The following is a 23499-nucleotide window of genomic DNA, read 5'->3' as shown; positions in this document are numbered from 1 at the left end:
TCGCCGCGCCCCCTCCCGGCGAGCGGCGCGTCGTCGCGGCTTGCCCAAAACCGCCATGTCGAGGCCTGACCCCGGGATGCAGGTATGCCCGGGGACGTTCATTGCAGGGATTTCCATCTTTTGTTTGCTAATGCGAATAATAATGATTATCATTACCGGATAATGAAAGCTTGCCGCTTTGGCACGCCCGACATAAAGGTAAGCAATGGATATTCTGAAGGAACTGCGCGAGTCAGGCTTGAAAGTGACGATCCCCCGCTTGCGGATTTTGCAGCTATTCCAGGAGGGCAAGGGCAAGCATTTGAGCGCCGACGACGTCTACCGTTTTTTGCTGACCGAGAAGATCGACGTTGGCCTGGCGACGATTTACCGCGTGCTGATGCAATTCGCCGAGGCCGGCATTTTGTTTCGCCGCCATTTCGAGTCCGGCCACGCGGTCTTCGAGTTGAACGAGGGCACCCACCACGACCACCTCGTCTGCACCGTCTGCGGCAGGGTCGACGAGTTCTTCGACGAGGGCATCGAGCAGCGCCAGGACGAGATCGCCGCCGAGCGCGGCTTCGTGCTGCACGAACACGCGCTGTCGCTGTACGGCACCTGCGCGACCTGCTCGCAGCAAAAGCGCGCGCTGACGGTGCTGTAAGCGGCGCCGGCGTGGTGGTAAGGTCTGCGCTGCGCCGGCGCGCCGAGCGCCGCGTGCCGTTCGAAGGAAAACCATGTATATCGGAGCCATCTCCAAACTGACGGGCGCGTCGCCGAAGGCGATCCGCCATTACGAGTCGCTCGGCCTCATCCTCGGCCCCCCGTCCGGCGACACCTACTGCGAAGCGGCCCGCGCGCCGGCCACGATGTGCGCCAAGTGCGGGACGCCGCGAGCAATCCCTAGCGCTTTTCGTAGACCGGCGTCGACGCCGGGCTAGCCATCACTTCTCCGCAACCTCAATAAGTGGGCCCGACAGCGTCGCCAAAAACGCCGCCACGTCGCGTACCTCCGCCTCGGACAGCCTCATCGGCTTGAGTTCGCTGTGGCCGAAGGCCGCCGGCGGCGCCACCGCGTAATGGCGCACCACGTCCGCCAGCGACGCCACTTGTCCGGCGTGCATATACGGCGCCCGCAGCGCCACGTTGCGCAATCCGGGCGTTTTGAAAGCCCCGCGCATATGCGGATCGTCGCTCGCCATGAAGTTGAGCTCGCCACATTGCTCCGGCCGCGCGTCGCTATACCGCCCCAGGCAATTAAACTCGTCCCGCGCCAACTTGTCGAAGGCCGCCGAACGCCCCTGGTCCGGCCTGCCGGCGTCGCGCGGGGCGATGCCGGTGTTGTGGAAGTGCTGGTCGGTGAACAAGGGTCCGTTGTGGCAGGTGATGCAGGCGTGCTTGCCGATGAAGACGCGCAAACCGCGTTTTTCCTGCGGCAACAACTGGCTCAGCGCGGCCGCGTCGCCGTTTTGCACGCCGACGATGTAACGGTCCAGGCGCGACTCGCCATGGCCCAGCGTAGTCTGGTAAGCCGCCAGCGCCTTGCCCATATTGGCGAAAATGCGCGAAACGGCGTCGCGCGCGGCTTCGTCCATCCCGCGCCAGGCCGACTGCTCCGACGGCGAACCGAGCGGGCCGGCGTTGGCCGGCAGCCGCGCCAGGTCGGGCATGGGGCCGAAGAGCGCGGTGTATTGCGGCCGGTAATGCGCGCGCACCAGTTGCGCGTATTGCAGCCGGTTGCCGCCGTGTTCGAGCGGATCTTCAAGCGGACCTAGCGCCTGCGACCACAGGCTGTCCTTGCGGCCATCCCAAAACTGCCACGCACTGAACGCGGCGGCGGCCAGCGGCATGGTGCGGCGCGAACCGGCGCCAACGCCCCGCCCGACCGGCAAGCCGTCCTGGAATTGCTTGCCGGGATCATGGCAACTGGCGCAAGAGACCGCCTGGTTGGCGCTGAAGCGCGCGTCGGCGAACAGGCGTTTGCCCAACTCGGCCGCCATCGGCTGGTGCGCGACGGCGTTGGACGGGTCGGCCGGCGCCGGCGCCAGCCGGGCGATGTGCAGCGACGCCAGCAGCGCGCGCTCCTGGACGCTCCAGCGGTCCGGCTCGGCGGCGTCCGCCAGGGGCGCCCCGTCCGCCAGCGCGGCCATGCCGCCGGCAAACAAGGCCGCGCCCAGCAACGCGCCGAGCGCCGGCCTCACCGCTTGCCCGCTTCCGGCAGCGCGACCACGGTATTGAAGGTGATATTGTCGCTGCCGGGCGCCGCGTCGATGGCCAGTTTCAATTCCCACCAACCGGCCATGCTGAACTTCATGCCCTCCAATAAATAGCGGCCCTCGCCCAGCTCGCGCGTTACCCGCGGGCGGGTCGGAAGGCCGTGGCCGTGCTGCGGCATGCCGCCGTCGACGCTGAAGCGCGCCTGCGTGACCGGCGCGCCGTCCGGCGTGGCAAGCTTGATTTGCCACGAATGCAATTGGTTGATGGCGACGGAATCGAGCAGCGGGTTCACCGTGACAACATACTTGTGTTGCGCCGACGGCCGCGTCAGCGCCAGGTCGAGCCCGGCGGGCGGCGTCGAACAAGCGGACAGCGCCGCCATCATGCCCAGCGGCAGGAAGAATTTTTTCAACATGTGGATTGCTTCAGCCGAGCCGGCACGACGACATGCTTGCCGTCGACGGCGTGGTGCTGCCAGTCGTACTCCATATAGCGCGCGGTTTCAAGCGCCTGCGCCTGCCCGTGGTGTTTGGCGACGGTGTACAGCGAGGCCTCGATGCCCATCGAAATCCCCGCCGACACCACGATCTTGCCGTTGTCGACCACCCGCGCCTCTGGCCAGATGGTGCAATCGGGCGCGTCCAGCGCCAACTCCTCCAGCGCGCCGCGGTGGGTGGTCGCGTGCAAGCCGTCCAGCAAGCCGGCCTTCGCCAACATCAGCGCGCCGGAGCAAATCGACACCACGCTGCGCGCGGCGGCCACCCTTTCTTCGAGGAAGCGCAACACGGACGGGTTGCGCTTTTCGCGGCGCGTGCCGAAGCCGCCCGGCACGACGAAAACGTCGGCGTCCGGCATGGTCTCGAAACTATAGTCGGGGTTGATGCTGAGCTGGTTGCGCGCCATGACCGGGCGCAGCGATTGCGCCACGGTGAACACGTCGTACAGCGGCCGCTTGCCGCGCCCTCCAGTCACCCCGAACACCTCGAACGGGCCGGCGAAATCGAGCACTTCCACATCATTGAAAATAAGTATCGCAACGGTTTGCACGCTGACTCCCCTGTAACGGCGCCATTCGAAGGCGGAAGCGTCGAGTATGGCGGAACGGGGGTTGGCACAAATGACAAAAATATCGCTATTTCCGCCAAAACCAAGGTCGGTATGCCCTGCCGCGCCTGATGATTTTCGCAGGTCGGCTTAGCAGGCTGATCGGCATTAGCGCGGAGGGGGTGATGGATCTACACGAAATCCGTCAACTCCGTTTCGGTGAAGCCCGCCAGGCGCCGCGCCGCGATGTTGAACGGCCCCTTCAGCACCGGCGCCTGGTAACGCGCCGCCAGCTCGACGTAGGTGGCGCGCGGTTCCAGCCCGCGCTGCCCGCACAGGTAGCGATACCAGCGGTTGCCGATCTCGACATGGCCGACTTCCTCTTCCAGGATCAGGTCGAGGATCTTGGCCGCCGCCAGGTCGCCCGCCTGCGCCAGCTTGGCGCGCAACGGCGGGATCGCGTCCAGGCCGCGCGCCTCCAGCGTGCGCGGCACCAGCGCCATCCGGGCCATGATGTCGTCGCGGGTTTTATCGACCATTTCCCACAAGCTGTCGTGGGCCGGGAAATCGCCGTATTGGTAACCGAGCACCTGGAGATGCGCAGTGAGCAGGGAGAAATGCACCGCCTCCTCCTTCGCCACGCGCAGCCAGTCGGTGTAGTAGCCGACCGGCAGACCCGGGAAGCGCCACAACGCGTCCAGGGCCAGGTTGGCGGCGTTAAATTCGATGTGGGCCAGCGCGTGGATCAGCATCGCCCGCCCTTCCACCGTGACCATCGAACGCCGCCCCACCAGGCGCGGCGCCACCAGCGCCGGCCGCTCCGGGCGGCCGGGGATAGCCGCCGACACCCGCGGCGCGGCGCCGGTGTCGACGCCCCAGCCGCCGCCGAGGTAGGCCTCGGCCATGGCCGCCACCGCCGCGGCCTTGGCGACGGGGTCTGTTTCAAGCAAGCATTGCAGCGCGCTTGCGCGCAGTTCAAACGCTGGCGCCATCGTATTACCCTGTGCAAATAAAAGGACGCAGTGTAGCAAATCAATCGTGCCGGCATCGCCGCCGCGCTCACTCGGCCTTCAGCAACACCGTGTCGTACCACCGGCGCATTCGCGCCACGCCCTCGTAGTCGCGCCCAGCAACAATGCGTACAAGCAGTGTCAGCACGGCGCTGCGCGATGGCAAGCACAACGGCGTTCCCGTCGCGCCAATTAGCCGGGGAAAGGCGCCGTCGACTTGCGCACCACCAGGCTCGGCTTGAGCAGTTCGCGCCGCCACGGCAGCGTCGGGTCGCGCATGCGTTCGAGGAGGATGCGCGCCGTCAACGCGCCCATCTCCTGCTTGGGCTGGCCGATCGAGGTCAACGGCGGGTTGCTGTAGGCCGCCAGCGCGATGTCGTCGTAGCCCACCACCGACAGCTGGCCGGGGATCTGCACGCCGGCCTCGCTGGCGGCGCAGATGCCGCCGATGGCCATTAAGTCGTTGCCGGCGAATACCGCCGACGGCCGCCGCGGCAGCGCCAGCAGCTGCCCGAAGGCGGCGTGGCCGCCGGCGCTGGTGAAGTCGCTGTACAGCAACCACTCGGCCCGCGGGGCGACGCCGGCCTCTTGCAGCGCGCGCTGGTAGCCGGCCACGCGCTCGCGGCTGGTCAGCAGCTCCCGCGGCCCGGACACGCAGGCGATCGAGCGGTGCCCCAGGTCGAGCAGATAGCGGGTGCCGAGGTAGCCGCCCAGCGCGTGGTCGGACTCGATGAAGTCGGCCGCCACGCCGCTGATTTCGCGGTCCACCAGCACCACCGGAATCTGGTCGTCGGCCAGGAAACGCGCCAGCTCGGCGTCGGTGCCGGACGACACCAGGATCAGGCCGTCGATGCGCTTTTCCATCAGCACGCGGATATACGCGACCTGCTTGCCCGGATCGTCATACGAGTTGCACAGGATGATGTTATAGCCCAGCTTGAAGGCGGCGTCCTCGATGCCGCGGATGACCTCGGCGAAATACGGGTTCGAGTTGTTCGGCACCATCATGCCGATGGTGTGGGTGCGGTCGTTCTTTAGGCTGCGCGCCACCGCGCTGGGCACGTAGCGCAGCTGCCCGATCACCGCCAGCACGCGCGCGCGCACGTCCTCGCTGACCACGCGGGTGTTGTTGATGACGTGCGAGACCGTGGTCGTCGAGACGCCCGCCTGCTCCGCTACTTGTTTCATTGTTGCCATGGTGACCGCCTTTCTCCCGCCGGATTATGCCGCAGGAAGCGGCGCAAACAAACCTGCAATTTCAAAACGCCACGCCGGCAACCAGAATGATGTTGGCGTAGGGCGTGAATTGGCCGGTGCGCACCACCGCGCGGGCGCGCGCGCTGGCCGCTTTCAGCGCCTCGTGCGCGACCCGTTCCACCGGCGTCGCCGCCAGCAACGCGCCGATGGCGGCGTCGATGGCGGGGCTGGCCAGCGCGGTTTCCTGCGCCACGATGGCGCGCTCCACCTGCATCTCGGCCAGCACCACGCGCAGCGTGTCGACGAAACCGGGGATGTCGCGCGTCAGCGCCAGGTCGATGCATTGCACGCCGGCCGGCACCGGCAAGCCGGCGTCGCCGATCACCAGCATGTCGCCGTGGCCCATGGCGGCGATGACCTGCGACAGCGCGCTGTTGAGCAAAGTCGTCTTCTTCATGTCGGCTCCGTTTCGACCGGCGCGGCGCCCCCGCATCGGGTGATGAACCGCTCCACCTCGTGGCGGAAGGGAATCGCGCTTTGCGCGCCCAGCTTGGTGACGGTCAGCGCGGCCGCGTATTGCGCCGCGGTGGCCGCCGCGACCAAGTCCAGGCCCTGGCCGACGCCGACGGCGAAGGCGCCGACGAAGGTGTCGCCGGCGGCCGTGGTGTCGACCGCGTCGACCCGCACCGCGTCGAGCATGCGGCTGCGCCCGCCCTGGCCGACGATCAGCACGCCCTGCTCGCCCATCGTCAACAGCACCGCGCCGGCGCCCATCGCCAGCAGCCGGGTGGCGGCCTGGCGCGCGCTACCGCGGTCGACGACCTCGGTGCCGCTCAGTTGCGAAGCCTCGGTCTCGTTGACGATCAGGTAGTCAACCAGCGCCACCAGGTCCGGGCGCAGCGGTTGCATCGGCGCCGGGTTGAACACCACCGTCACGCCGCCGCGGCGGGCGATGTGGATCGCCCGGATCACCGCCGTCAACGGCGTTTCAAGCTGGCACACCAGCAGGTCGGCCGCCAGGATCGCCGGCGCCAGCGCCTCGACCATGTCGGCCGTCAGCGTCATGTTGGCGCCGGGCGCGATGACGATGCTGTTGCGCCCGGCGTCGTCGACCATGATGCCGGCCACGCCGCTGGCCGCGCCGGCCTGCGTGTGCAGGTGCGTGACGTCGATGCCGTCGCCGACCAGGCCGGCGCGCAACTGCGCGCCGAAGGCGTCGTCGCCGACCCGGCCGATCATCGTCACGGCGCCGCCCAGGCGCGCCGCGGCGACCGCCTGGTTGGCGCCCTTGCCGCCGGGGATTTGGCAAAATTGCTGGCCGGCGATGGTTTCGCCGGCCGCCGGCATGCGCGGCGTGCGGAACACCAGGTCCATGTTGAGGCTGCCGACGACGGTGATGCGCGGCTGTTTGCGCGGCTTGGCGCCGCTCGTGCCGCTCGTGCCGCTCATGCCGCGCTCCGGGCGATCATGCGGTTGCGGTACATGTCGACGATCACCGCGATGACGATGACGGTGCCGGTGATAATGCGTTTGGCCGGGTCGCTGGCGCCGATCTGCGCCAGCCCGGCCTCCAGCACCGCGATAATCAGCACGCCGATGAAGGTGTTGACGACCGAACCGCGCCCGCCCATCAGGCTGGTGCCGCCGATGACGACGGCGGCGATCACCTGCAATTCCATGCCGGCGGCGGCGTTCGGGTCGGCCGCCTCCAGGCGCGAGACCTGGAACGCCGCCGCGATCGCCGCCAGGAAGCCCAGCAGCGCGAACACGGCGGTCTTGGTCGGACGGGTGCGGATGCCGGCCAGGCGCATCGCCTCCTCGTTGGTGCCGATGCCGATCATGTGGCGGCCGAACACCGTGTACGACAGCACCAGTTGGCCGGCGACGACGATGGCGATGGCCAGCAAAAAGGCCGGCGAGATGCCGCCGATGACCGGGTCGTTGATGAACGAGACCGCGCCGCCGATGTATTTGGTGCGCGAGTCGGTGGCCAGGTAGGCCGAGCCGCGCGCCACTTCCAGCATGCCCAGCGTGACGATGAAGGACGGCACCGACCACGTCACCGTGATCAAGCCGTTGACCATGCCGCACAGGAAGCCGACGGCCAGCGCCAGCGCCGCCGCCGGCACGAAGCCGAGCTGCCAGTCGACCATCGCCAGGCTCAGCACGCCGCCGCACAGCGCCAGCACCGAGCCGACCGACAGGTCGATGCCGCCGATGATCATCACGTAGGTCATGCCGACCGCCATCACGGTCAGCGCCGGGATCTGGTTGGCGATGGTGCTGAAGGTTTTCATGCTCAGGAAATACTTGCTGGCGTAGCTGAAAAACACCACCATGCCGGCCAGCACCAGTACCAGGCCGAGGTATTCCTTGGCGCGCCGCAGCCACGGCGAGGCCGCCTTGGCGCCGCCGGCCGCGCCCAGCGGGGAACGCGGCGCTTGTGCTTCGATTGTTTGGGTAGTCATAGGATCGTCCTTCTTATATTGGTTGAAGCGCCGCCGGCGCCGCGTCGACGTAGCCGCTGAAGGCCGCCTCCATGATCGCGTCGGCGCTGGCCTCGTCGCGTCCGAAGGTGCGCACCATCTTGCCGGCGCTCATCACGGCGATGCGGTCGCACAGCAACATCAGCTCGACCAGGTCGCTCGACACCACCACCAGCGCCTTGCCCTGCGCCGCCAGTTGCGCCATCAGCTTATAGATTTCGAATTTGGCGCCGACGTCGATGCCGCGGGTGGGCTCGTCGAACAGCATGACGTCGCACTCGCGGTGCAGCCAGCGGCCGATGGCGATTTTCTGCTGGTTGCCGCCGGACAGCTGGCCGACCGGCTGCTCGACCGAGCTGGCGCGCAGCGACATCAGCTTGCCGATACGCTCGGCGATGGCGCCCTCCTTGTTGCGGCTCAGCCAGCCCGCCCTGGCCACCGCGGCGATGCCGCTCAGGGTGGTGTTGACGCGGATCGACTGCGGCAGCAGCAAGCCCTGCTCCTTGCGGTCCTCCGACACCATGGCGATGCCGTGGCGCACCGCGTCGTACGGCGAGCCGATGGCCCGCTCGCTGCCGCTGACGCTGACGCGGCCGCTGTCGCGCCGGTCGGCGCCGTAAATGAGCCGCAGCGTTTCGGTGCGGCCCGAACCGACCAGGCCGGCGATGCCGAAGATTTCACCGCCGCGCGCCTCGAAACTGACGTCGCGCACCGCCTTGCCGCGGCTCAGGTTCTGCACCTTCAGGGAGATCGCGCTCGGCTGCGGCTTGGGCCGGTCGAGCCGGTCGCCGACCTCGCGCCCGACCATCAGTTTGACCACCTCTGGAATGCTGATGGCGTCGGCCGCGTGGGTGCCAACCACCAGGCCGTCGCGCAGCACCGAAATCGAATCGGCGATGCGCTTGGTCTCTTCCAGCCGGTGCGAAATATAGATGATGCCGACGCCCTTGGCCTTGAGCCGCTCGATCTGCACGAACAGCAGGTCGACCTCGCGGCCGGTCAGCATCGCCGTCGGCTCGTCGAGGATCAGCACCTTGCAGTCGGCGCTGATGTTGGCGGCGATCTCGATCATCTGGCGCTGGCCGATGCCCAGGCGCGACACCGGCGTGGCCGGGTCGAGCGCGCCCAGGCCGACCTGCGCCATGCACTGGGCGGCGGCGGCGTTCAGCCTGGCGTAGTCGACGAAACCGAAGCGGCTCGGCAGCTTGCGCAGGAACAGGTTCTCGGCGATGCTCAGCGTGTTCACCAGGCTCAGCTCCTGCAGCACCATGCGCACGCCGCGCTCCTCGGCCTGCGCGCGCGACGTCGGCGCGAACGCCTCGCCGTTCAGCCGCATGCTGCCGGCCAGCGGCGTCACCAGCCCGCAGATAATCTTCGACAGCGTGCTCTTGCCGGCGCCGTTCTCGCCGGCCAGCACGCGCACCTCGCCCGGGCGCAGGCTCAAATGAACGTCCTGCAACACCGGCCCGGCATAGGACATCGACACGCCGTTGATTTGCAACAAGGGCTGCGACTGCGGCTCAATAAAGGAACTCATGGGGATATTCTCGGGGAATAGATGATTTGCGGGGGCCGCCGGCGCGGACAAAACCACCGGCGTAACCCCGGCCCTCGCCGTTGGTTTAAGAGTGCGCCAACAGCGGCTGCGCAAGCTTACTTCTTGCTACCGGCAACCAAATCAACCGGGGTTTCGACCACGCCGCCCAGGGTTTTAATCGGCGCCTTGGCTTTCAAGAACTTCAGCGCGTTTTCAATGCCGTAAATGGCCAGCTTGTCGGCGTGCTGCTCGGCGGTGGCGGTCATACGGCCATCCTTGAGCATCGGTGCAACGGCCGAAATATTGTCAAAGCCAACCACCCGCACCTTGCCGGTCAAGCCGGCCGATTTCACGGCGGCCACGGCGCCGATGGCCATGCTGTCGTTACCGCACAGCAGCGCCTTCATATCCGGGTTCTCGCTCAGCATCGCGGCGGCCACCTTGTTGGCCTTGTCGATTTCCCACTCGCCGGTCTGGACGCCGACCACTTTCGCGCCGGCCTTCTTCATCGCGTCCTGGAAACCGGCGGTGCGCAGCTTGGCGTTGTTCGCCGTTGGCAAGCCTTCAATGATCGCCACCTTGTCGCCCGGCTTCAAGAACTTGGCCAGGTAGTCGCCCACCTGCTCGGCGCCCTTGCGGTCGAGCGGCCCGACGAACGGCACGGTGATGCCCTTCTCTTTCAGCGCGCTGGCGTCGAACTGGTTATCGATGTTAATGACGACGATGCCGGCGTCGATGGCGCGCTTGGACACCGCCACCAGCGCCTTCGAATCGGCCGGCGCGATAACGATCGCGTCGACGTTGGAAATAATCATCTGCTCGACCAGTTTGATCTGGCCGGCGGTGTCGCTCTCGTCCTTGACGCCGTTGGTGATCAGCTCGTATTTGTCGCTGTTTTTCTTTTGATGCGCCTTGGCGCCGTTTTCCATCGTCAGGAAAAATTCATTGGCGAGCGACTTCATCACCAGGGCGACGCGCGGCTTCTCGGCGCTGGCCTGGGCCATCGGTACGGCCAGCATCAAGCTGGCGGCGGCAACGGCGATCGATTTGGCAAAAAGGGAAATGGTGCTCATTGGGTGTCTCCGAAAGGGAAGTTGTAGTTTTAAGTGAACTCGCGCTGATCAGTCAAAAAACGGTACGCAATCGATTGCGCAATCGATTGCGTATTAGATCGCGGAGTACCAACCGGTGTCAAGGAGTTATTTTTTTTCGGGAAACTATCGAAGCACTTGTTGATAAAAATCAATCCGCATTCCGCTTGCGGCGCGGCTTGGGGCCGGAAATGGCCGCCACGCGGGCGCCGGTGCGGATCTGGACGCGCTCGCTGAACCAGTCTTATTGCACCGACTTGGTAGAGGATGGCGCCGCCTTATACAGCCAGCCGAACACTACCGCCGCCGTCGCCGCACCGACCAGCTGGGCGACAACGAACCCCGGGGTGTCCGCTGGCCTTATCCCGGCGAAGGTGTTGGTAGCGGCACGCGCCAATGTCACGGCGGGGTTGGCGAACGAGGTGGACGACGTGAACCAGTAGGCCGCCGTAACATAGGCAGCGACGGCGAACGGCGTCACGGTTGGCCGGCTGCGCGAACATCCGACGATCACGGCCAGCAGGCCAAACGTGGCGACGAACTCGCTCCACAATTGCGGAAGACCGTCCCGAACGTGCTGCGAAGCGGAAAACAGAGGCTCGCCGAACATCGCGTGCGCCGCGGCCACGCCGGCGAACGCCCCGGCGACTTGCGCCACGACGTATGGCGGCACATCGCGCCAGCCGGTGTTGCCGTGCCAGGCATCGACCAAGGTCACGGCTGGATTGAAGTGCGCCCCGGACACCGGGCCGAAAGTCAGGATGAGTGCCGCCAAGCCAGCGCCGGTCGCTATCGCGTTGGCCAGCAGCGCAAGGCCAACGATTCCAGCGGCCAGCCGTTCGGCCATGATGCCGGAACCGACTACGATTGCCAGCAGCATGGCGGTGCCGAGGCTTTCGGCGACGACGCGGCGCGCAAGCGTCATACCGGCGTAAACGGGTTGACCGAGCCGCCCGGGTGGCTGCCAGCGCAGCATCCTTTGAACCGGCTTTTCCCCATCGTCGTTACCAAGGCTTCGGCCATGACGCCGCGGGCGGAATTGCCGGTGCAAGGAAAAAGGACGTTGTAGATTTTTTCGCTCAGGTTCAGCATCGACTTGGCGTAATCGCTTTTTACGACCGTCGGTTCGCTTGAAAAAAGCGCCGAGTAGAAGCCGATGCTGTTGTTCAAATCACCGACGGAAATATGCACATGTAAGCGATTCATCTTTACACCTCTTCGGTTGTGGGACAGGCGGGGGAACAGACCGGCGCACATGGATTGCCGCCGCAACAGTTCTCAGTCAGGAAGACCAAAAGGCCGTGCATGGTCGGCGTGGCTAAGTTCGTTCATGTGAAAGGATAGTGACGACGGGGGAATACCGGTCCTTTCACCGATCTTGCCAGCGGCAAGACCGGTAGGCCCGGCTTGCACCAAGGCGCGAAAGATAGCGAGCCGGGATTCCTGAGAGAGTGCGGCCAAGGCCGTGATTGCGTTTTTCGCTTCCATACTTCAATAATACTTGAAATATTAAAGCATTGTAAACCCCTACTTTTTCGGTGCGAAGGCAGCGCTAGTGATTTCCCGCTCAGGTACGATTAATGGAAACGCCACCATCGACCATCAGGCACGATCCCGTCGTGAAACTTGACGCGTCGGACGCCAGGTAAAGCGCCGAACGCGCAATTTCCGCCGGCGTTGCCAGACGCTTGAGCGCGTACAACCCTTCGATGAAGGCACGCGCCTCCGGCGTATTGGCGACGGCGCGCCCCGCCGGCGTATCCGTGCCGCCCGGCAGCAGGGCATTGGCGCGCACCCCATGCGCCGCGTACTCAACGGCGATCACTTGCATCAGGCCGGTCAATCCCGCCTTGCTGGCGGCATACGCGCCCATACCGGGGAAGCCAACGGTATGGCCGACGAAGGAGGAGGTGAAGATGATGGAGCCGCCGCCGCGTTTGACCATCGCTGGAATCTGAAACTTCGCGCCAAGGAACGCGCCGGTCAGGTTGGTGTCGAGCACGGATTTCCAGGCATCGACCGAAAGATCGGCAAGCGCCGCGATCTCCCCTACCGATCCGGCGTTGTTGAAAGCGATATCCAGTCCGCCAAAGCGACCGACCGCGACCTCCACCAATGCGCGGGCAAGTTGTTCGTCTTTGATGTCACCGGCGACGGCAATCGCTTCGCCCCCACCTTGCTCAATGTCGGCGACAAGGGCGTCCAACTCGGCTTGACGGCGCGCCGTCACGACCACTTGCGCGCCCTCCCTGGCAAACAACTTCGCGGTCTCGTAGCCGATGCCCGAACTTGCGCCGGTCACAATCGCGACTTTTCCTGATAACTGCTTCATTTTGCTATCCTTACGTTGAGTTATGGCGAAACATCAGCGTAACGAAGCGGCCCCTGCCGTTCTATCCGTTTCTTGCGGCCGCATTCAGGACGGGTCGCGCACACCGCACATGTCGGCGGCATAATTGGTGAAATCCAGCCCGGCCGCCGCGTCGAAGCCGCCGTCGGGCGGTGGCCGAGGCGGTGCGCGCGACCACCGTCACGCTCAGCCGCCAAGTTCGCCATACTGGAAGCGGCGCGGGCATAAAGTTGCCTAACTAGTTGTCGCTGGTTTTCGCGGGGGCCGCGGCCCCGCTCAGCTGGCAACCAGCCGTCCCGCCAGCACGACAAACACCGTCGGCAACACATACTTGCCGGCGCCCGACTTCGACTTCACCCGCCGCGTAATGCGCGCCGCCAACAGCGCGTAAATCGCGTCGAAAAACAAGCCGGTCAGCACCAGCAGCGTGCCCAGCCACAAATACTGCATCGGCACCGACGCGCCGCCGGCGCTGACGAACTGCGGCAGGAACAAGCTGCAAAACAGCAGCGCCTTCGGATTGAGCAAGTTGGTCAGGAAACCGCGCACGAACGAGGCGCCGGGCGTCGGCGCCACAGCGCCGACCGCGTCCAGGCTCAAATCGGCGCGCAACACTTTTACCGCCAAATACACCAGATACGCCGCCCCGCCCCAGCGCACCAGTTGCAGCGCGCCCGGATGCGCGGCCATCAGCGCGGCCAGGCCGAGACCCGACATCAGCACATGCATCGCGCGCGACGCGGCAATGCCCAGCGCCGTCACCAGCGCGATGCCGGCGCCGCGCGCCGCGCCGGTGGCGATCACCAGCGCCATGTCCGGCCCGGGCAACAAGAACACGCCGGCAAGCGCCGCCAGGTACATAAAAGTGGCCGATGTTTCCATACTAACTCCCGAGAAAGACAATGAACGATGCCGTCATTATCGAGCTGGGGCGCTGAAATGTGCTTGCTATTTCCTCCCCGCATGGCATAGTTACGAGCAGATTCCACTCATTTTTCTCATATACTTAAATGAAAAATTCATATAGCGATCTGGACGAAGTAGACATCCGCATTTTGACGCTGCTACAGGAAGAAGGCCGGCTGTCGAACGCGCGCCTGGCCGAGCGCCTCAAGCTGAGCGAAACGCCGGTATGGCGGCGCCTGCGCCGGCTGGAGGAGGACGGCTACATCACCGGCTATCAAGCGCTGATCGACCGCAAGAAGCTGGGCATCGGCCTGATCGCCTTTGTCCGCGTCACCTTCGCCAACCACGCCGGCGAGCAACCGTTCCAGTTCGAAGAGGCCATCCAGGCGATACCCGAAATCCTCTCCTGCCACAACGTCACCGGCGAATCGGACTACCAGTTGCAGGTGGTAGCGCGCGACATTGAAAGCTACGGCGACTTCGTCTCCACGGTGCTGCGCAAACTGCCGGGGGTGGCCGAAATCCACTCCAGCCTGTCGATGCGCGAAATCAAATCCTCGAACCGCCTGCCGATGCCGGCCATATAAACCAGCGGCGTAACCCAGGGGCCGGACCCCGGCCGCTAACTTAACGCGATTTTCGTCGGTCAGGTTAGCCCGCCGGGCGTAACCCGACTGGCGTCGGCGGTTGCCCGGCGCCGGCTTACGCCCCGCGCATCCTACCGGCTCAACGTCAGCGTATGCTGGGCCGGCCCCGGCAACAGCGGCGTCGTGCGCCCCGCCACCCAGTCGGCGTGGCCGGCCAGGAAAAACGGCGACAGCGGATGCCCGCTCTGCCCGCCCGGCATGTTGAAGACGCCCTGCTCCTCCCTGCCCGGCGACACCGTCAGCCGTTCCGACTGGCCGAAGGTGCTGCCGGCAACGCGCGGCATGTGGTTGTCGCCAGGCAGCATGTCGGGCGGCACCGCCAGCCAGCGCCGCAGCCACGGCACCGCCGCGCTGATCGGATGCGCGATGGAGGCCGTGTTACGCTCGCCCCAAGTGGCCGCCGACAAGGGCTTGGCGCCCTTGCCCAGGTCGGCGATGACGCGGTCGACCGCCGCCAGTTGCAGCGCCTGCCAACTGGCGTGCCCGAGCGGAAGCCAGCCGGCCGGCCGCGCGTCGAGCAGGCGCGCCAGCACCACCGGCCAGCGCGAGGTGGCGAGGGCCACGTTGGCCTTGCCGTCGAGCTTGGCCAGCTCGGCGTTGGCGCCCTCGAACACCAGGTCGTGCAGCGCCCACATGAAGGCGCGCGTGAGCCGGTAGCCAACCGAGTCGACGCTGGCGCGGCCACTCCAGCCGTTTTTCAGCAAGGCCAGAAACTCCGCCCGCTGCGGCCGTTTTTCCAGCGCGCCGGCGTCCAGCGCGGCAATCGCGCGCTCGCGCCAGCCCGACAGGAAGATGGCGCGGTCGTCCAGCCCGACGCCGTAGGCGCCGCGCACGTCGGTCTTGGCGCCCAATGCGCTCAGGCCGTCGCGCACCTGGCGCCCGCGCGCGCCCAGGTCGAAGCCGCCGTCGCCGAGCAGCTCGGCGCCGGCGCCCATCAACTGGCGGCTGTTCGCGGTCGACAACTGGCCGTCGGCCGGATTGCTCACGCGCGGATATTCGGCCGGCGTCAGCCAGCCCTGCCATGAGGCCGCCGCACCGTCCAGCGCCAGCGGGAAACTGCTGGCCGGCCCGAGCTGGGCGCGCCGCGGCAGCGGCCCGGCGATGGTCCAGCCGATGTTGCCCTGGTCGTCGCCGGCGACGAAATTCTGCGCCGGCACGCCCATGGCCGCCGCCACGGCCAGCGCGTCGGCCATGCTGTCGGCCGACTCCAGCAGCGCCGGGTTCAGGTTGACGGCCTCGGCCGCGTGCGCGACCCAGTGGACGGCGTAGAGCCGCCCCGCCACCTCGCGCAGCGGCCCCAGCGAACTCTCGCGCACCAGCAACTGCTGCGCCGGCGCGCCCTTGATCAAAATCGTTTCCTGGTACGCGGCCGGGCGTTCCCAGCCGGCCGGCGTGCGCACCCGGCCCGGCTGGGCTGGGTCGCGGCCCAACTCGACCAGGTCGAGGTAGTCGCCGTAGCTGTTGGTGAAACTCCAGGCGACGTGGCCGTTGCTGCCGACGGCCAGCAGCGGCGGCGCGCCCGGCAGCATGACGCCAACCATGCGACGCTGGCCGCCGCGCGCGTCGAGAAACTGCAGCGCCACCCGATACCAGGTGTTCGGCAGCTGGATGTTCAGGTGCATGTCGTCGGCGATGATCGCCGCGCCGTCCTGGCTGCGGCTACCCGCCAGCGCCCAGTTGTTGCTGCCGACGGCGTTGGCGCCGACCGCGTCGAGCATCTCGGCGCCGGCCAGCTTGGGCGCGTCCAGCGCCGGCGGCCGGCCCCACCACAGCGGTGGCGCCGCCGGAATCGGCGCGCTGGGCGGCGGCACGCGTTCGGCGTCCAGCGGCGCGTCCCACTGTGTCGACTCCGGCAACAGGAAGGCGCGCTGCTCGACGCTGCTGTGCTCGCGCAACCAGCCGCGCGCCAGTTCGCGCGGCTCCAGCCCGCCCTGCAAGTCGAAATACATGGCCCATACCACCAGCAGCGAATCGGCCGGCGTCCACGGGCGCGGCTTGACGCCGATCAAGGCATATTCAAAGGGCCGCGTCGACAGCGCCGCCAGGCCGTCGTTGACGCCGCCGACATAGCGTTCCAGGAAGCGGCGCTGTTCGGCCGGCAGCGCCAGCACGGCCCGTTCGGCGCGGGCGCGGAAGCGGTGCAGGCGGCGCGACCTGTCGAGTCCCAGCGCGCGCGGCCCGAACAATTCGGCCAGTTCGCCGGCGCCGACGCGGCGCAGCAAGTCCATCTGGAAGTAGCGCTCCTGCGCCTGCACGAAACCGCTGGCGTAGGCCACGTCGAGCCGGTTGCCGCCGCTGATCAGCGGCACGCCCAGGGCGTCGCGCGTCACGCTGACGTCGCCGTGCAAACCGGACGCCGCCCGCGTGCCGTCCAGCTGCGCCAGGCTGCCGCGCAAAAACAGCCACAGCGCCAGCGCCGCCAGCGCCGCCAGCACCAGCAGTCCGAGCAGCGCCAGCAGCAGGCGCCGGGACCAGATCCGAATCTTCCCCGTAGCATTCTTCCGCATACCATTCCCATGAAAAAACTGTCGATGTCGAATTCATACACCTGACGGTTTTACCATGCGGGTGACGATCCGGCAAGCCGGCGGCCCGGACCTGGGACGCTGTTGCGTCCGCCTAAAAAATTATCATTTAGCAATTTTAAAATTTTCGTTGACGCAAGAAATTCTTCGCTGTTACTATCGGCAACACCGTATGGAAGCGCTTCCACTTTATCGCCACCGAAGGAGTTCCCGTGTCAAACGATGCGTCAGTTTCCCTTGAAACCACATTTTCGCCGCCGCCCGATTCCGCGCTCTGGCGCAAGGATTTCCTGTTCGGCGCCGCGACCGCCGCCTACCAGATCGAGGGCGCGGTCGACGAAGACGGGCGCCTGCCGTCGATCTGGGACACCTTTAGCCAGCGGCCCGGCAAGGTGCTGGCCGGCGACACCGGCGCCGTCGCCTGCGACCACTACCACCGCTGGGAAGCCGACCTGGACCTGCTGTCCGAGTTGAACGTCGGCGGCTACCGCCTGTCGATCTCCTGGCCGCGCGTGATGGATGAAGCGGGCCGGCCCAACCGCAAGGGCATCGACTTCTACAGGCGCCTGCTGGGCCGCCTGAAAGAAAAAGGCCTTTCCACCTTCGTCACGCTATACCACTGGGACCTGCCGCAGCACCTGGAAGACAAGGGCGGCTGGCTCAACCGCGAGACCGCCTACCGCTTCGCCGAATACGCCGACTTGATGAGCCGCGAACTGACCGGCCTGGTTGACGCCTGGGCCACGCTGAACGAGCCGTGGTGCTCGGCCCAGCACGGCTACGGCAGCGGCCACCACGCGCCCGGCGTGACGAATCAAACGTCGGCGCTGCAAGCCATGCACCACCTGCTGCTGGCGCACGGCTTGGCGCTGCCTATCCTGCGCGCCAACGATCCGGCCTCGCTGAAGGGCATCGTCGCCAACGTCGGCCGCGGCACCACCACCGGAAGCGGCGAAGCCGACCGGCGCGCCGCGCGCCTGTTCGAAGTCCAGCACAACAACTGGGTGCTCGACCCGCTGCTGAGACAGGCCTATCCGAGCGAGCTGTTCGCACTGTGGCCGGGCACCGAACCGGTCGTGCTCGACGGCGACATGCACATCATCGGCGCGCCGCTCGATTTCCTCGGCATTAATTACTACTTCCGCACCAACGTCGTCAGCGACGGCGCCCACGGCTTCGCCGAAGTGGCCCTGGAAGGCGTCGAGCGCACCCAGATGGGCTGGGAAGTCTATCCCGACGGCCTGCGCGACCTGTTGATCCGCTTCCACGGCGACTACCCCGCGCTGCCGCCGATCTACATCACCGAAAATGGCACCGCGTCCGACGACGAAGTGGTCGACGGCGAAGTCGACGACCGCAGCCGCGTCTCCTTCCTGAACCGCCACCTGGCGGCGGTCGACAGCGCCATCAAGGCCGGCGTCGACGTGCGCGGCTACTTCATCTGGTCACTATTGGACAATTTTGAGTGGGCTTTCGGCTACGAGCGCCGCTTCGGCATCGTCCACGTCGACTACCGCACCCAGAAACGCACCTTGAAGCGCAGCGCCAAACTGGTTGCCGCCTTCCTGGCCGAGCGAAATAAATCATCCTGAAAAGAGGCCAAACATTGTTTTTCGTTTTATCGTGGCAACCTGTATAAAAATTCAATAAAAATGCGGCAAAACGCACATTGGAGACAAACATGAAAACAGCACACTTGGCTGGCGCATTCGCGCTGGCGTTCGCGGCCCACGGCGCGGCACAAGCGCAAACCGCGGCCGCGGCCCCGGCGCTGAAAGCCACCGTGATCCACTGGTGGACCTCGGGCGGCGAATCGGCCGCCATCAAGCAGTTCGCCGACGCCTATAACAAGGCCGGCGGCCAATGGGTCGACAACGCCATCGCCGGCGCCGACCAGTCGCGCGCCACCACCATCAACCGCATCGTCGGCGGCGACGCGCCGACGGCGGCGCAGTTCAACACCTCCAAGCAGTTCCGCGACATCGTCGAACAGGGCATGCTGAACAATATCGACGACGTCGCCGCCAAGGGCAACTGGGACCAGATCCTGCCCGCTTCCATCATCGACAGCATCAAGATCGACGGCCACTACTACGCCGCGCCCGTCAACATCCACATGCCGGCCTGGTTCTTCTACTCTAAGGCGGCGTTCCAGAGGGCCGGCATCGGCGCCGAGCCGAAAACCTACGACGAGTTCCTGGCCGTGCTGGCCAAGCTGAAAGGCGCCGGCGTGGTGCCGCTGGCCTTCGGCGGCCAGGTCTGGCAAGAGAAAATCACCTTCGACGCGGTCTTCGCCAGCGTCGGCGGGCCGGAGCTGTACCTGAAGGTCTACCGCGACCGCGACATGAACGCCGTCAAGTCCGACGCCTTCAAGCAGGTGCTGGTGGCCTTCAAGCGCCTGCGCGGCTTCGTCGATCCCGGTTCGCCGGGGCGCAACTGGAACGACGCCACCGCCATGGTCGTCACCGGCAAGGCCGGCGTGCAGATCATGGGCGACTGGGCCAAGGGCGAGTTTTCGGCCGCCAAGCAGGTCGCCGGCAAGGACTTCGGCTGCTTCCCCGGCTTCGGCGCGCGCTCGCCCTACATCGTCGCCGGCGACGCCTTCGTCTTTCCCAAGTCGAGCAACCCGAACACGGTGAAGGCGCAAAAACTGCTGGCCGGCGTAATGACCTCGCCGGCGGCGCAGGTGGCCTTCAATTCGCGCAAGGGGTCCATCCCGATCCGCGGCGACATCGACGACAGCTCCCTCGACCTGTGCGCCAAGATGGGCGTGGCCATCCTCAAGGATAAAACCCGCCAGTTGCCGAACTCGGAAATGCTGGTCGCGCCCGACCTGAACGGCGCCCTGCAAGACGTGCTGACCAACTTCTGGAACAAAAACCAGTCGGCCGAGGACGCGCAGAAGGCTTTCGCCAGCGCGCTCAAGGGATGAATAAAAAGCCGCCGCGCCAACCGCTGCGCAGGCGCTACTCGGTGGCGGCCCACATCGCGCTGCTGCCGATGGCCTTCACCGTGTTGTTCGCCTACCTCGGCACCATGCTGTGGACGGCGCGCGTCTCGGTCAGCAGTTCGCGCACCTTCCCGGCCAGCGACTTCGTCGGCCTGGCCCAGTACACGCGCCTGTTCAACAACGACCGCTGGCTGCTCTCGCTGCACAACATCGTCTGGTACGGCGCGCTGTTCATCGCCGCCTGCCTGCTGCTCGGCTTCCTGCTGGCGGTCTTCATCGACCAGAAGGTGGCGGCCGAGGGCGTGCTGCGCACCGTGTTCCTGTATCCGTACGCGATGTCCTTTGTCGCCACCGGCTTGATCTGGCAATGGCTGCTCAATCCCGAACTGGGCATCCAGGAGGTGCTGCGCCAGATCGGCTTCCCCGAGGCCCGCTTCGACTGGATCGTCGACCAGGACAAGGTCATCTTCACGGTCGTCATCGCCACCGTCTGGCAAGCCTCCGGGCTGGTCATGGCGCTGCTGCTGTCGGGCCTGCGCGGCATCGACGACGAACTATGGAAAGCCACCCGCATCGACGGCATTCCGCGCTGGCGCGTCTACGTCAGCATCGTCCTGCCGATGCTGGGCGCCTCGATATCGACCGCCTTCGTGCTGCTGTTCGTGATGGTCGTCAAGCTGTTCGACGCGGTCGTCGCCATGACCCAGGGCGGCCCCGGCACCGCCAGCGAAGTGCCGGCCAAGTTCATCATGGACTACCTGTTCGGCCGCGCCAACCTGGGGCTGGCCTCGGCCGCCTCGGTGGTCCTGCTGAGCACCGTGCTGGCCATCGTCGCGCCGGTTTTGTACGCGCGCCACCGCGGCAACCGCAGAAAGGACACGGCATGACGCCCATACCGCGAGCACCAGCTGCACGACGGCGCCGTTCCCGCATCACGCCGGCGCGCATCGGCGTGTACGCCTTCCTCGTCATGGCGGCGCTGTTTTTCCTGCTGCCGCTGTACGTGATGCTGGTGACGTCGCTTAAACCGATGGCGGAAATCCGCCTCGGCACCCTGTTCGCGCTGCCGCGCCAGGCCACCTTGGCAGCGTGGGGCGTGGCCTGGCAGTCGGCCTGCACCGGCCTGGCCTGCAACGGCATCCGCGGCGGCTTCTGGAACTCGGTCTTCATCGTCGTCCCCAGCACCGTCCTGTCGATCGCCATCGGCGCGGTGAACGGCTACGCGCTGTCGTTCTGGCGCCCGCGCGGCGCGGCGCTGCTGTTCGGCGTGCTGATGATGGGCGCCTTCATCCCGGCCCAGGTGATGGTGTATCCGCTGGTGCGGCTGCTGGCCGCCGCCCACCTGTTCAGCTCCCTGCCCGGCATCGTCCTGATCCACACCATCTTCGGCATGCCGGTGATGACGCTGTTGTTCCGCAATTACTACGCCGGCCTGCCGCTGGAACTGTTCAAGGCGGCGCGCATCGACGGCGGTGGCTTCTGGCGCATCTTCCTGCACCTGATGCTGCCGATGTCGACCCCGGTGATCGTCGTCGCGGCGATCATGCAGGTGACCGGGATCTGGAACGACTTCCTGCTAGGGCTGGTGTTCGCCGGCTCGGAGAACCTGCCGATGACGGTCCAGCTCAACAACATCATCAACACCACCACCGGCGAACGGCTCTACAACGTCAACATGGCGGCGACCATCCTGACCTCGCTGGTGCCGCTGGCGCTGTACTTCGTCTCGGGCCGCTGGTTCGTGCGCGGCATCGCCTCCGGCGCGGTCAAAGGTTAACGATCAAAGGTAAAGATAAAATATGTCCAACGTAGCCATACGCGATCTGCACATCCAGCTCGGCGCCAACACCGTCATCGACCGGCTCAACCTCGACGTCGAGGCCGGCGAATTCATCGTCCTGCTGGGGCCCTCGGGCTGCGGCAAATCGACGCTGCTGCACACCATCGCCGGCCTGATCGACGTCAGCGGCGGCAGCATCGAAATCGGCGGCCGGGATATGACCTGGGCCGACCCGAAGGACCGCGGCATCGCGCTGGTGTTCCAGTCCTACGCGCTGTACCCGACCATGAACGTCGAACGCAACCTGTCGTTCGGGCTGCGCATCGCCGGCACGCCCAAGCCCGAAATCGAACGGCGCGTGGCGCGCGCGGCGCACATGCTGCAACTCGAACCGCTGCTCAAGCGCAAACCGGCCAACCTGTCCGGCGGCCAGCGCCAGCGCGTGGCGATCGGCCGCGCCATCGTGCGCGAGGCCGACGTGTTCCTGTTCGACGAACCGCTGTCGAACCTGGACGCCAAGCTGCGCACCGAACTGCGGCGCGAACTCAAGCAACTGCACAAGCGGCTCGCCGCGACCATGATCTACGTCACCCACGACCAGGTCGAGGCGATGACGCTGGCCACGCGCATGGCCGTCATGCGCGCCGGCGCGATCCAGCAATACGACACCCCGGCCGAGGTCTACCGCGCGCCGGCCAACCTGTTCGTCGCCAGCTTCCTCGGCTCGCCCGGCATGAACCTGTTCAGCGGACAGCTGCGGCAGCGCGCCGGGCGCAGCGTCTTCAGCAACGCTCACCTGGAACTGGACGTGTCGGCCTATCCGTTTCGCCGGCCGCCGTCGGACGGGCAGCCCTGCGTGCTGGGCGTGCGGCCGGAAGACATCGGCGTCGGCGCGCAGTACGAACAGCGCGGCACCGTCTCGCTGGTCGAACCGATGGGCAACCACCGCGTGCTGTGGCTCGACTTCCACGGCAGCCAGATCGCCAGCATCGCCCAGGACCAGCAAACGGCGGAGCTGGACCAGGCCACCGGCTTCGCCATCCGCGCCGAAAACGTCTCCCTGTTCGACGAGGCGGAAGCCGGCGGCCAGCGCCTGTAGCGGCGCAATGCGGGGTCGGACCCCGAGGGTCTGACCCCGGCTTGACGCCGCTGGCTTTTCTCGCGGTCCGTGGCGCTTTAAAGCGGCGCCGGCGCGCCAAGCGAATCGCGCAGCGCCAGCGTCACCGGAAACTCGCGGCTGATCTGGTGCCGCGTGCCATAGCACTGGTTGAGCAACCAGCGCACCGCGTTCTGCGTCAGGTCGACTATCGGTATATGCACCGACGTCAACCGCGGCGATGCAAACGCCGCCGAGTAATCGTCGTCATAGCCAATCACCGACACCTGCGCCGGCACCGCCACGCCGGCCCCGTGCAGGCAGGCCAGCGCGCCGATCGCCATCTCGTCGTTGGCGCAGAACAGGCCGGTGAAGCGCAGACCCGCGTCCAGCAGCTCCCGGGCCGCCGCAAACCCGCCTTCGCGCGAAAAGTCCGACTCCACCAATTGCACGGCGGCGCGGGCGATGCCATGGCGCGCCAACTCCTCGAAAAAGCCGTGCATGCGGATCTGGTTGTCCGACGTATCGGCCGGACCCGAGATCGCCGCCAGTTGGCGGTGCCCCTGCTGTAGCAGCGGGGGGGGGGGGGGGGGGGGGAGGTGGGGGGGGGGAGGGGGGGGGGGGGGGGGGGGGGGGGGGGGGGGGTGGGGGGGGGGGGGGGGGTGGTTTTTCTTTTGTTTGTTG

Annotated in this window: 23 protein-coding genes and 3 pseudogenes; 8 read left to right on the top strand and 18 right to left on the bottom strand. The window is 66.4% G+C overall.

Annotation, left to right across the window (positions count from 1 at the left end):
• Positions 1–205 precede the first annotated feature (205 nt).
• Entirely contained in the window at positions 206–643 is a 438-nt protein-coding gene (gene fur / locus ACFDR9_RS10910; RefSeq protein WP_409031016.1) for a ferric iron uptake transcriptional regulator, read from the top strand.
• A gap of 73 nt (positions 644–716) precedes the next feature.
• Positions 717–920, top strand: coding sequence for a MerR family DNA-binding transcriptional regulator (locus ACFDR9_RS10905; protein ID WP_409031015.1), 204 nt, complete (start codon positions 717–719; stop codon positions 918–920).
• Between the two features lie 3 nt (positions 921–923).
• On the opposite strand, the gene ACFDR9_RS10900 is transcribed toward ACFDR9_RS10905, so the two are convergent.
• From ACFDR9_RS10900 to ACFDR9_RS10825, 16 genes and pseudogenes are all read right to left on the bottom strand, one after another.
• Positions 924–2180 (bottom strand): cytochrome-c peroxidase, encoded by a 1257-nt coding sequence (locus ACFDR9_RS10900; RefSeq protein ID WP_409031014.1) that lies wholly within the window; start codon positions 2178–2180, stop codon positions 924–926.
• Positions 2177–2611, bottom strand: coding sequence for a FixH family protein (locus tag ACFDR9_RS10895; RefSeq protein ID WP_409031013.1), 435 nt, complete (start codon positions 2609–2611; stop codon positions 2177–2179). The genes ACFDR9_RS10900 and ACFDR9_RS10895 overlap by 4 nt, the downstream gene beginning before the upstream one ends.
• Positions 2605–3243, bottom strand: a complete 639-nt coding sequence (locus ACFDR9_RS10890) for a DJ-1/PfpI family protein (protein WP_409031012.1) — start codon at positions 3241–3243, stop codon at positions 2605–2607. The genes ACFDR9_RS10895 and ACFDR9_RS10890 overlap by 7 nt, the downstream gene beginning before the upstream one ends.
• A gap of 188 nt (positions 3244–3431) precedes the next feature.
• Positions 3432–4232 carry a ferritin-like domain-containing protein gene (locus ACFDR9_RS10885; protein ID WP_409031011.1) on the bottom strand — a complete coding sequence of 267 codons (801 nt, stop codon included), beginning with the start codon at positions 4230–4232 and terminating at the stop codon, positions 3432–3434.
• A 210-nt stretch (positions 4233–4442) separates the two neighbouring features.
• A complete protein-coding gene (locus tag ACFDR9_RS10880) occupies positions 4443–5447 on the bottom strand; it encodes a LacI family DNA-binding transcriptional regulator (protein ID WP_026132794.1) in 1005 nt (334 codons plus the stop codon).
• A gap of 61 nt (positions 5448–5508) precedes the next feature.
• Positions 5509–5904 (bottom strand): D-ribose pyranase, encoded by a 396-nt coding sequence (gene rbsD / locus ACFDR9_RS10875; protein WP_409031010.1) that lies wholly within the window; start codon positions 5902–5904, stop codon positions 5509–5511.
• Positions 5901–6896 carry a ribokinase gene (gene rbsK, locus ACFDR9_RS10870; protein ID WP_017876334.1) on the bottom strand — a complete coding sequence of 332 codons (996 nt, stop codon included), beginning with the start codon at positions 6894–6896 and terminating at the stop codon, positions 5901–5903. Before rbsK ends, rbsD begins: the two co-directional genes overlap by 4 nt.
• Positions 6893–7915 (bottom strand): ABC transporter permease, encoded by a 1023-nt coding sequence (locus ACFDR9_RS10865; protein ID WP_409031009.1) that lies wholly within the window; start codon positions 7913–7915, stop codon positions 6893–6895. Before ACFDR9_RS10865 ends, rbsK begins: the two co-directional genes overlap by 4 nt.
• 13 nt (positions 7916–7928) lie before the next feature.
• On the bottom strand, positions 7929–9470 hold the full coding sequence (locus tag ACFDR9_RS10860; RefSeq protein ID WP_409031008.1) for a sugar ABC transporter ATP-binding protein: 1542 nt from the start codon (positions 9468–9470) through the stop codon (positions 7929–7931).
• A 116-nt stretch (positions 9471–9586) separates the two neighbouring features.
• Positions 9587–10543, bottom strand: coding sequence for a sugar ABC transporter substrate-binding protein (locus ACFDR9_RS10855; protein ID WP_017876337.1), 957 nt, complete (start codon positions 10541–10543; stop codon positions 9587–9589).
• Between the two features lie 262 nt (positions 10544–10805).
• Positions 10806–11486: an aquaporin gene (locus ACFDR9_RS10850; protein WP_409031007.1), complete on the bottom strand. Its 681-nt coding sequence runs from the start codon at positions 11484–11486 to the stop codon at positions 10806–10808.
• An 8-nt stretch (positions 11487–11494) separates the two neighbouring features.
• Positions 11495–11644: pseudogene (locus tag ACFDR9_RS10845) on the bottom strand (arsenate reductase ArsC); the annotation flags it as partial.
• Positions 11645–11647: 3 nt separating this feature from the next.
• Positions 11648–11767, bottom strand: a pseudogene (locus ACFDR9_RS10840) (glyoxalase/bleomycin resistance/dioxygenase family protein); the annotation flags it as partial.
• Positions 11768–11769: 2 nt separating this feature from the next.
• Positions 11770–12049, bottom strand: a pseudogene (locus tag ACFDR9_RS10835) (winged helix-turn-helix domain-containing protein).
• A 79-nt stretch (positions 12050–12128) separates the two neighbouring features.
• Positions 12129–12893: an SDR family oxidoreductase gene (locus ACFDR9_RS10830; protein ID WP_017876340.1), complete on the bottom strand. Its 765-nt coding sequence runs from the start codon at positions 12891–12893 to the stop codon at positions 12129–12131.
• Positions 12894–13187: 294 nt separating this feature from the next.
• Positions 13188–13793: a LysE family translocator gene (locus tag ACFDR9_RS10825; RefSeq protein WP_409031006.1), complete on the bottom strand. Its 606-nt coding sequence runs from the start codon at positions 13791–13793 to the stop codon at positions 13188–13190.
• Positions 13794–13921: 128 nt separating this feature from the next.
• Between ACFDR9_RS10825 and ACFDR9_RS10820 the strand changes: the two genes are divergently transcribed.
• Positions 13922–14404 (top strand): Lrp/AsnC family transcriptional regulator, encoded by a 483-nt coding sequence (locus tag ACFDR9_RS10820; RefSeq protein ID WP_017876342.1) that lies wholly within the window; start codon positions 13922–13924, stop codon positions 14402–14404.
• A gap of 131 nt (positions 14405–14535) precedes the next feature.
• On the opposite strand, the gene ACFDR9_RS10815 is transcribed toward ACFDR9_RS10820, so the two are convergent.
• Complete coding sequence (locus tag ACFDR9_RS10815; protein WP_409031005.1) at positions 14536–16971, bottom strand: penicillin acylase family protein; 2436 nt, start codon at positions 16969–16971, stop codon at positions 14536–14538.
• A gap of 230 nt (positions 16972–17201) precedes the next feature.
• Here ACFDR9_RS10815 and ACFDR9_RS10810 point away from each other — a divergent pair, with 230 nt between their 5' ends.
• From ACFDR9_RS10810 to ACFDR9_RS10790, 5 genes are all read left to right on the top strand, one after another.
• Complete coding sequence (locus tag ACFDR9_RS10810) at positions 17202–18581, top strand: GH1 family beta-glucosidase (RefSeq protein WP_409031004.1); 1380 nt, start codon at positions 17202–17204, stop codon at positions 18579–18581.
• An 89-nt stretch (positions 18582–18670) separates the two neighbouring features.
• Positions 18671–19921: an ABC transporter substrate-binding protein gene (locus ACFDR9_RS10805; protein ID WP_409031003.1), complete on the top strand. Its 1251-nt coding sequence runs from the start codon at positions 18671–18673 to the stop codon at positions 19919–19921.
• Positions 19918–20826, top strand: a complete 909-nt coding sequence (locus ACFDR9_RS10800; RefSeq protein WP_409031002.1) for a carbohydrate ABC transporter permease — start codon at positions 19918–19920, stop codon at positions 20824–20826. The genes ACFDR9_RS10805 and ACFDR9_RS10800 overlap by 4 nt, the downstream gene beginning before the upstream one ends.
• Positions 20823–21716: a carbohydrate ABC transporter permease gene (locus ACFDR9_RS10795; protein ID WP_409031001.1), complete on the top strand. Its 894-nt coding sequence runs from the start codon at positions 20823–20825 to the stop codon at positions 21714–21716. Before ACFDR9_RS10800 ends, ACFDR9_RS10795 begins: the two co-directional genes overlap by 4 nt.
• A gap of 22 nt (positions 21717–21738) precedes the next feature.
• Positions 21739–22818, top strand: coding sequence for an ABC transporter ATP-binding protein (locus tag ACFDR9_RS10790; protein ID WP_409031000.1), 1080 nt, complete (start codon positions 21739–21741; stop codon positions 22816–22818).
• A gap of 77 nt (positions 22819–22895) precedes the next feature.
• Here the strand turns inward: ACFDR9_RS10790 and ACFDR9_RS10785 are convergent.
• Positions 22896–23499, bottom strand: a 604-nt coding sequence (locus ACFDR9_RS10785; RefSeq protein ID WP_409030999.1) for a substrate-binding domain-containing protein, incomplete at its 5' end; no start/stop codon positions are given.

It is taken from the genome of Janthinobacterium sp. CG_23.3, from assembly GCF_046115965.1.
Taxonomy (GTDB): domain Bacteria; phylum Pseudomonadota; class Gammaproteobacteria; order Burkholderiales; family Burkholderiaceae_D; genus Janthinobacterium.
This window is presented reverse-complemented; position numbering and strand designations above follow the sequence as displayed.

Coding starts and splice junctions, on each gene's coding strand:
- fur (WP_409031016.1), top strand. CDS start 206: ATGGATATTCTGAAGGAACTGCGCGAGTCAGGCTTGAAAGTGACGATC.
- ACFDR9_RS10905 (WP_409031015.1), top strand. CDS start 717: ATGTATATCGGAGCCATCTCCAAACTGACGGGCGCGTCGCCGAAGGCG.
- ACFDR9_RS10895 (WP_409031013.1), bottom strand. CDS start 2,611: ATGTTGAAAAAATTCTTCCTGCCGCTGGGCATGATGGCGGCGCTGTCC.
- ACFDR9_RS10885 (WP_409031011.1), bottom strand. CDS start 4,232: ATGGCGCCAGCGTTTGAACTGCGCGCAAGCGCGCTGCAATGCTTGCTT.
- ACFDR9_RS10880 (WP_026132794.1), bottom strand. CDS start 5,447: ATGGCAACAATGAAACAAGTAGCGGAGCAGGCGGGCGTCTCGACGACC.
- rbsD (WP_409031010.1), bottom strand. CDS start 5,904: ATGAAGAAGACGACTTTGCTCAACAGCGCGCTGTCGCAGGTCATCGCC.
- rbsK (WP_017876334.1), bottom strand. CDS start 6,896: ATGAGCGGCACGAGCGGCACGAGCGGCGCCAAGCCGCGCAAACAGCCG.
- ACFDR9_RS10865 (WP_409031009.1), bottom strand. CDS start 7,915: ATGACTACCCAAACAATCGAAGCACAAGCGCCGCGTTCCCCGCTGGGC.
- ACFDR9_RS10860 (WP_409031008.1), bottom strand. CDS start 9,470: ATGAGTTCCTTTATTGAGCCGCAGTCGCAGCCCTTGTTGCAAATCAAC.
- ACFDR9_RS10855 (WP_017876337.1), bottom strand. CDS start 10,543: ATGAGCACCATTTCCCTTTTTGCCAAATCGATCGCCGTTGCCGCCGCC.
- ACFDR9_RS10850 (WP_409031007.1), bottom strand. CDS start 11,486: ATGACGCTTGCGCGCCGCGTCGTCGCCGAAAGCCTCGGCACCGCCATG.
- ACFDR9_RS10830 (WP_017876340.1), bottom strand. CDS start 12,893: ATGAAGCAGTTATCAGGAAAAGTCGCGATTGTGACCGGCGCAAGTTCG.
- ACFDR9_RS10825 (WP_409031006.1), bottom strand. CDS start 13,793: ATGGAAACATCGGCCACTTTTATGTACCTGGCGGCGCTTGCCGGCGTG.
- ACFDR9_RS10820 (WP_017876342.1), top strand. CDS start 13,922: ATGAAAAATTCATATAGCGATCTGGACGAAGTAGACATCCGCATTTTG.
- ACFDR9_RS10815 (WP_409031005.1), bottom strand. CDS start 16,971: ATGCGGAAGAATGCTACGGGGAAGATTCGGATCTGGTCCCGGCGCCTG.
- ACFDR9_RS10805 (WP_409031003.1), top strand. CDS start 18,671: ATGAAAACAGCACACTTGGCTGGCGCATTCGCGCTGGCGTTCGCGGCC.
- ACFDR9_RS10800 (WP_409031002.1), top strand. CDS start 19,918: ATGAATAAAAAGCCGCCGCGCCAACCGCTGCGCAGGCGCTACTCGGTG.
- ACFDR9_RS10795 (WP_409031001.1), top strand. CDS start 20,823: ATGACGCCCATACCGCGAGCACCAGCTGCACGACGGCGCCGTTCCCGC.
- ACFDR9_RS10790 (WP_409031000.1), top strand. CDS start 21,739: ATGTCCAACGTAGCCATACGCGATCTGCACATCCAGCTCGGCGCCAAC.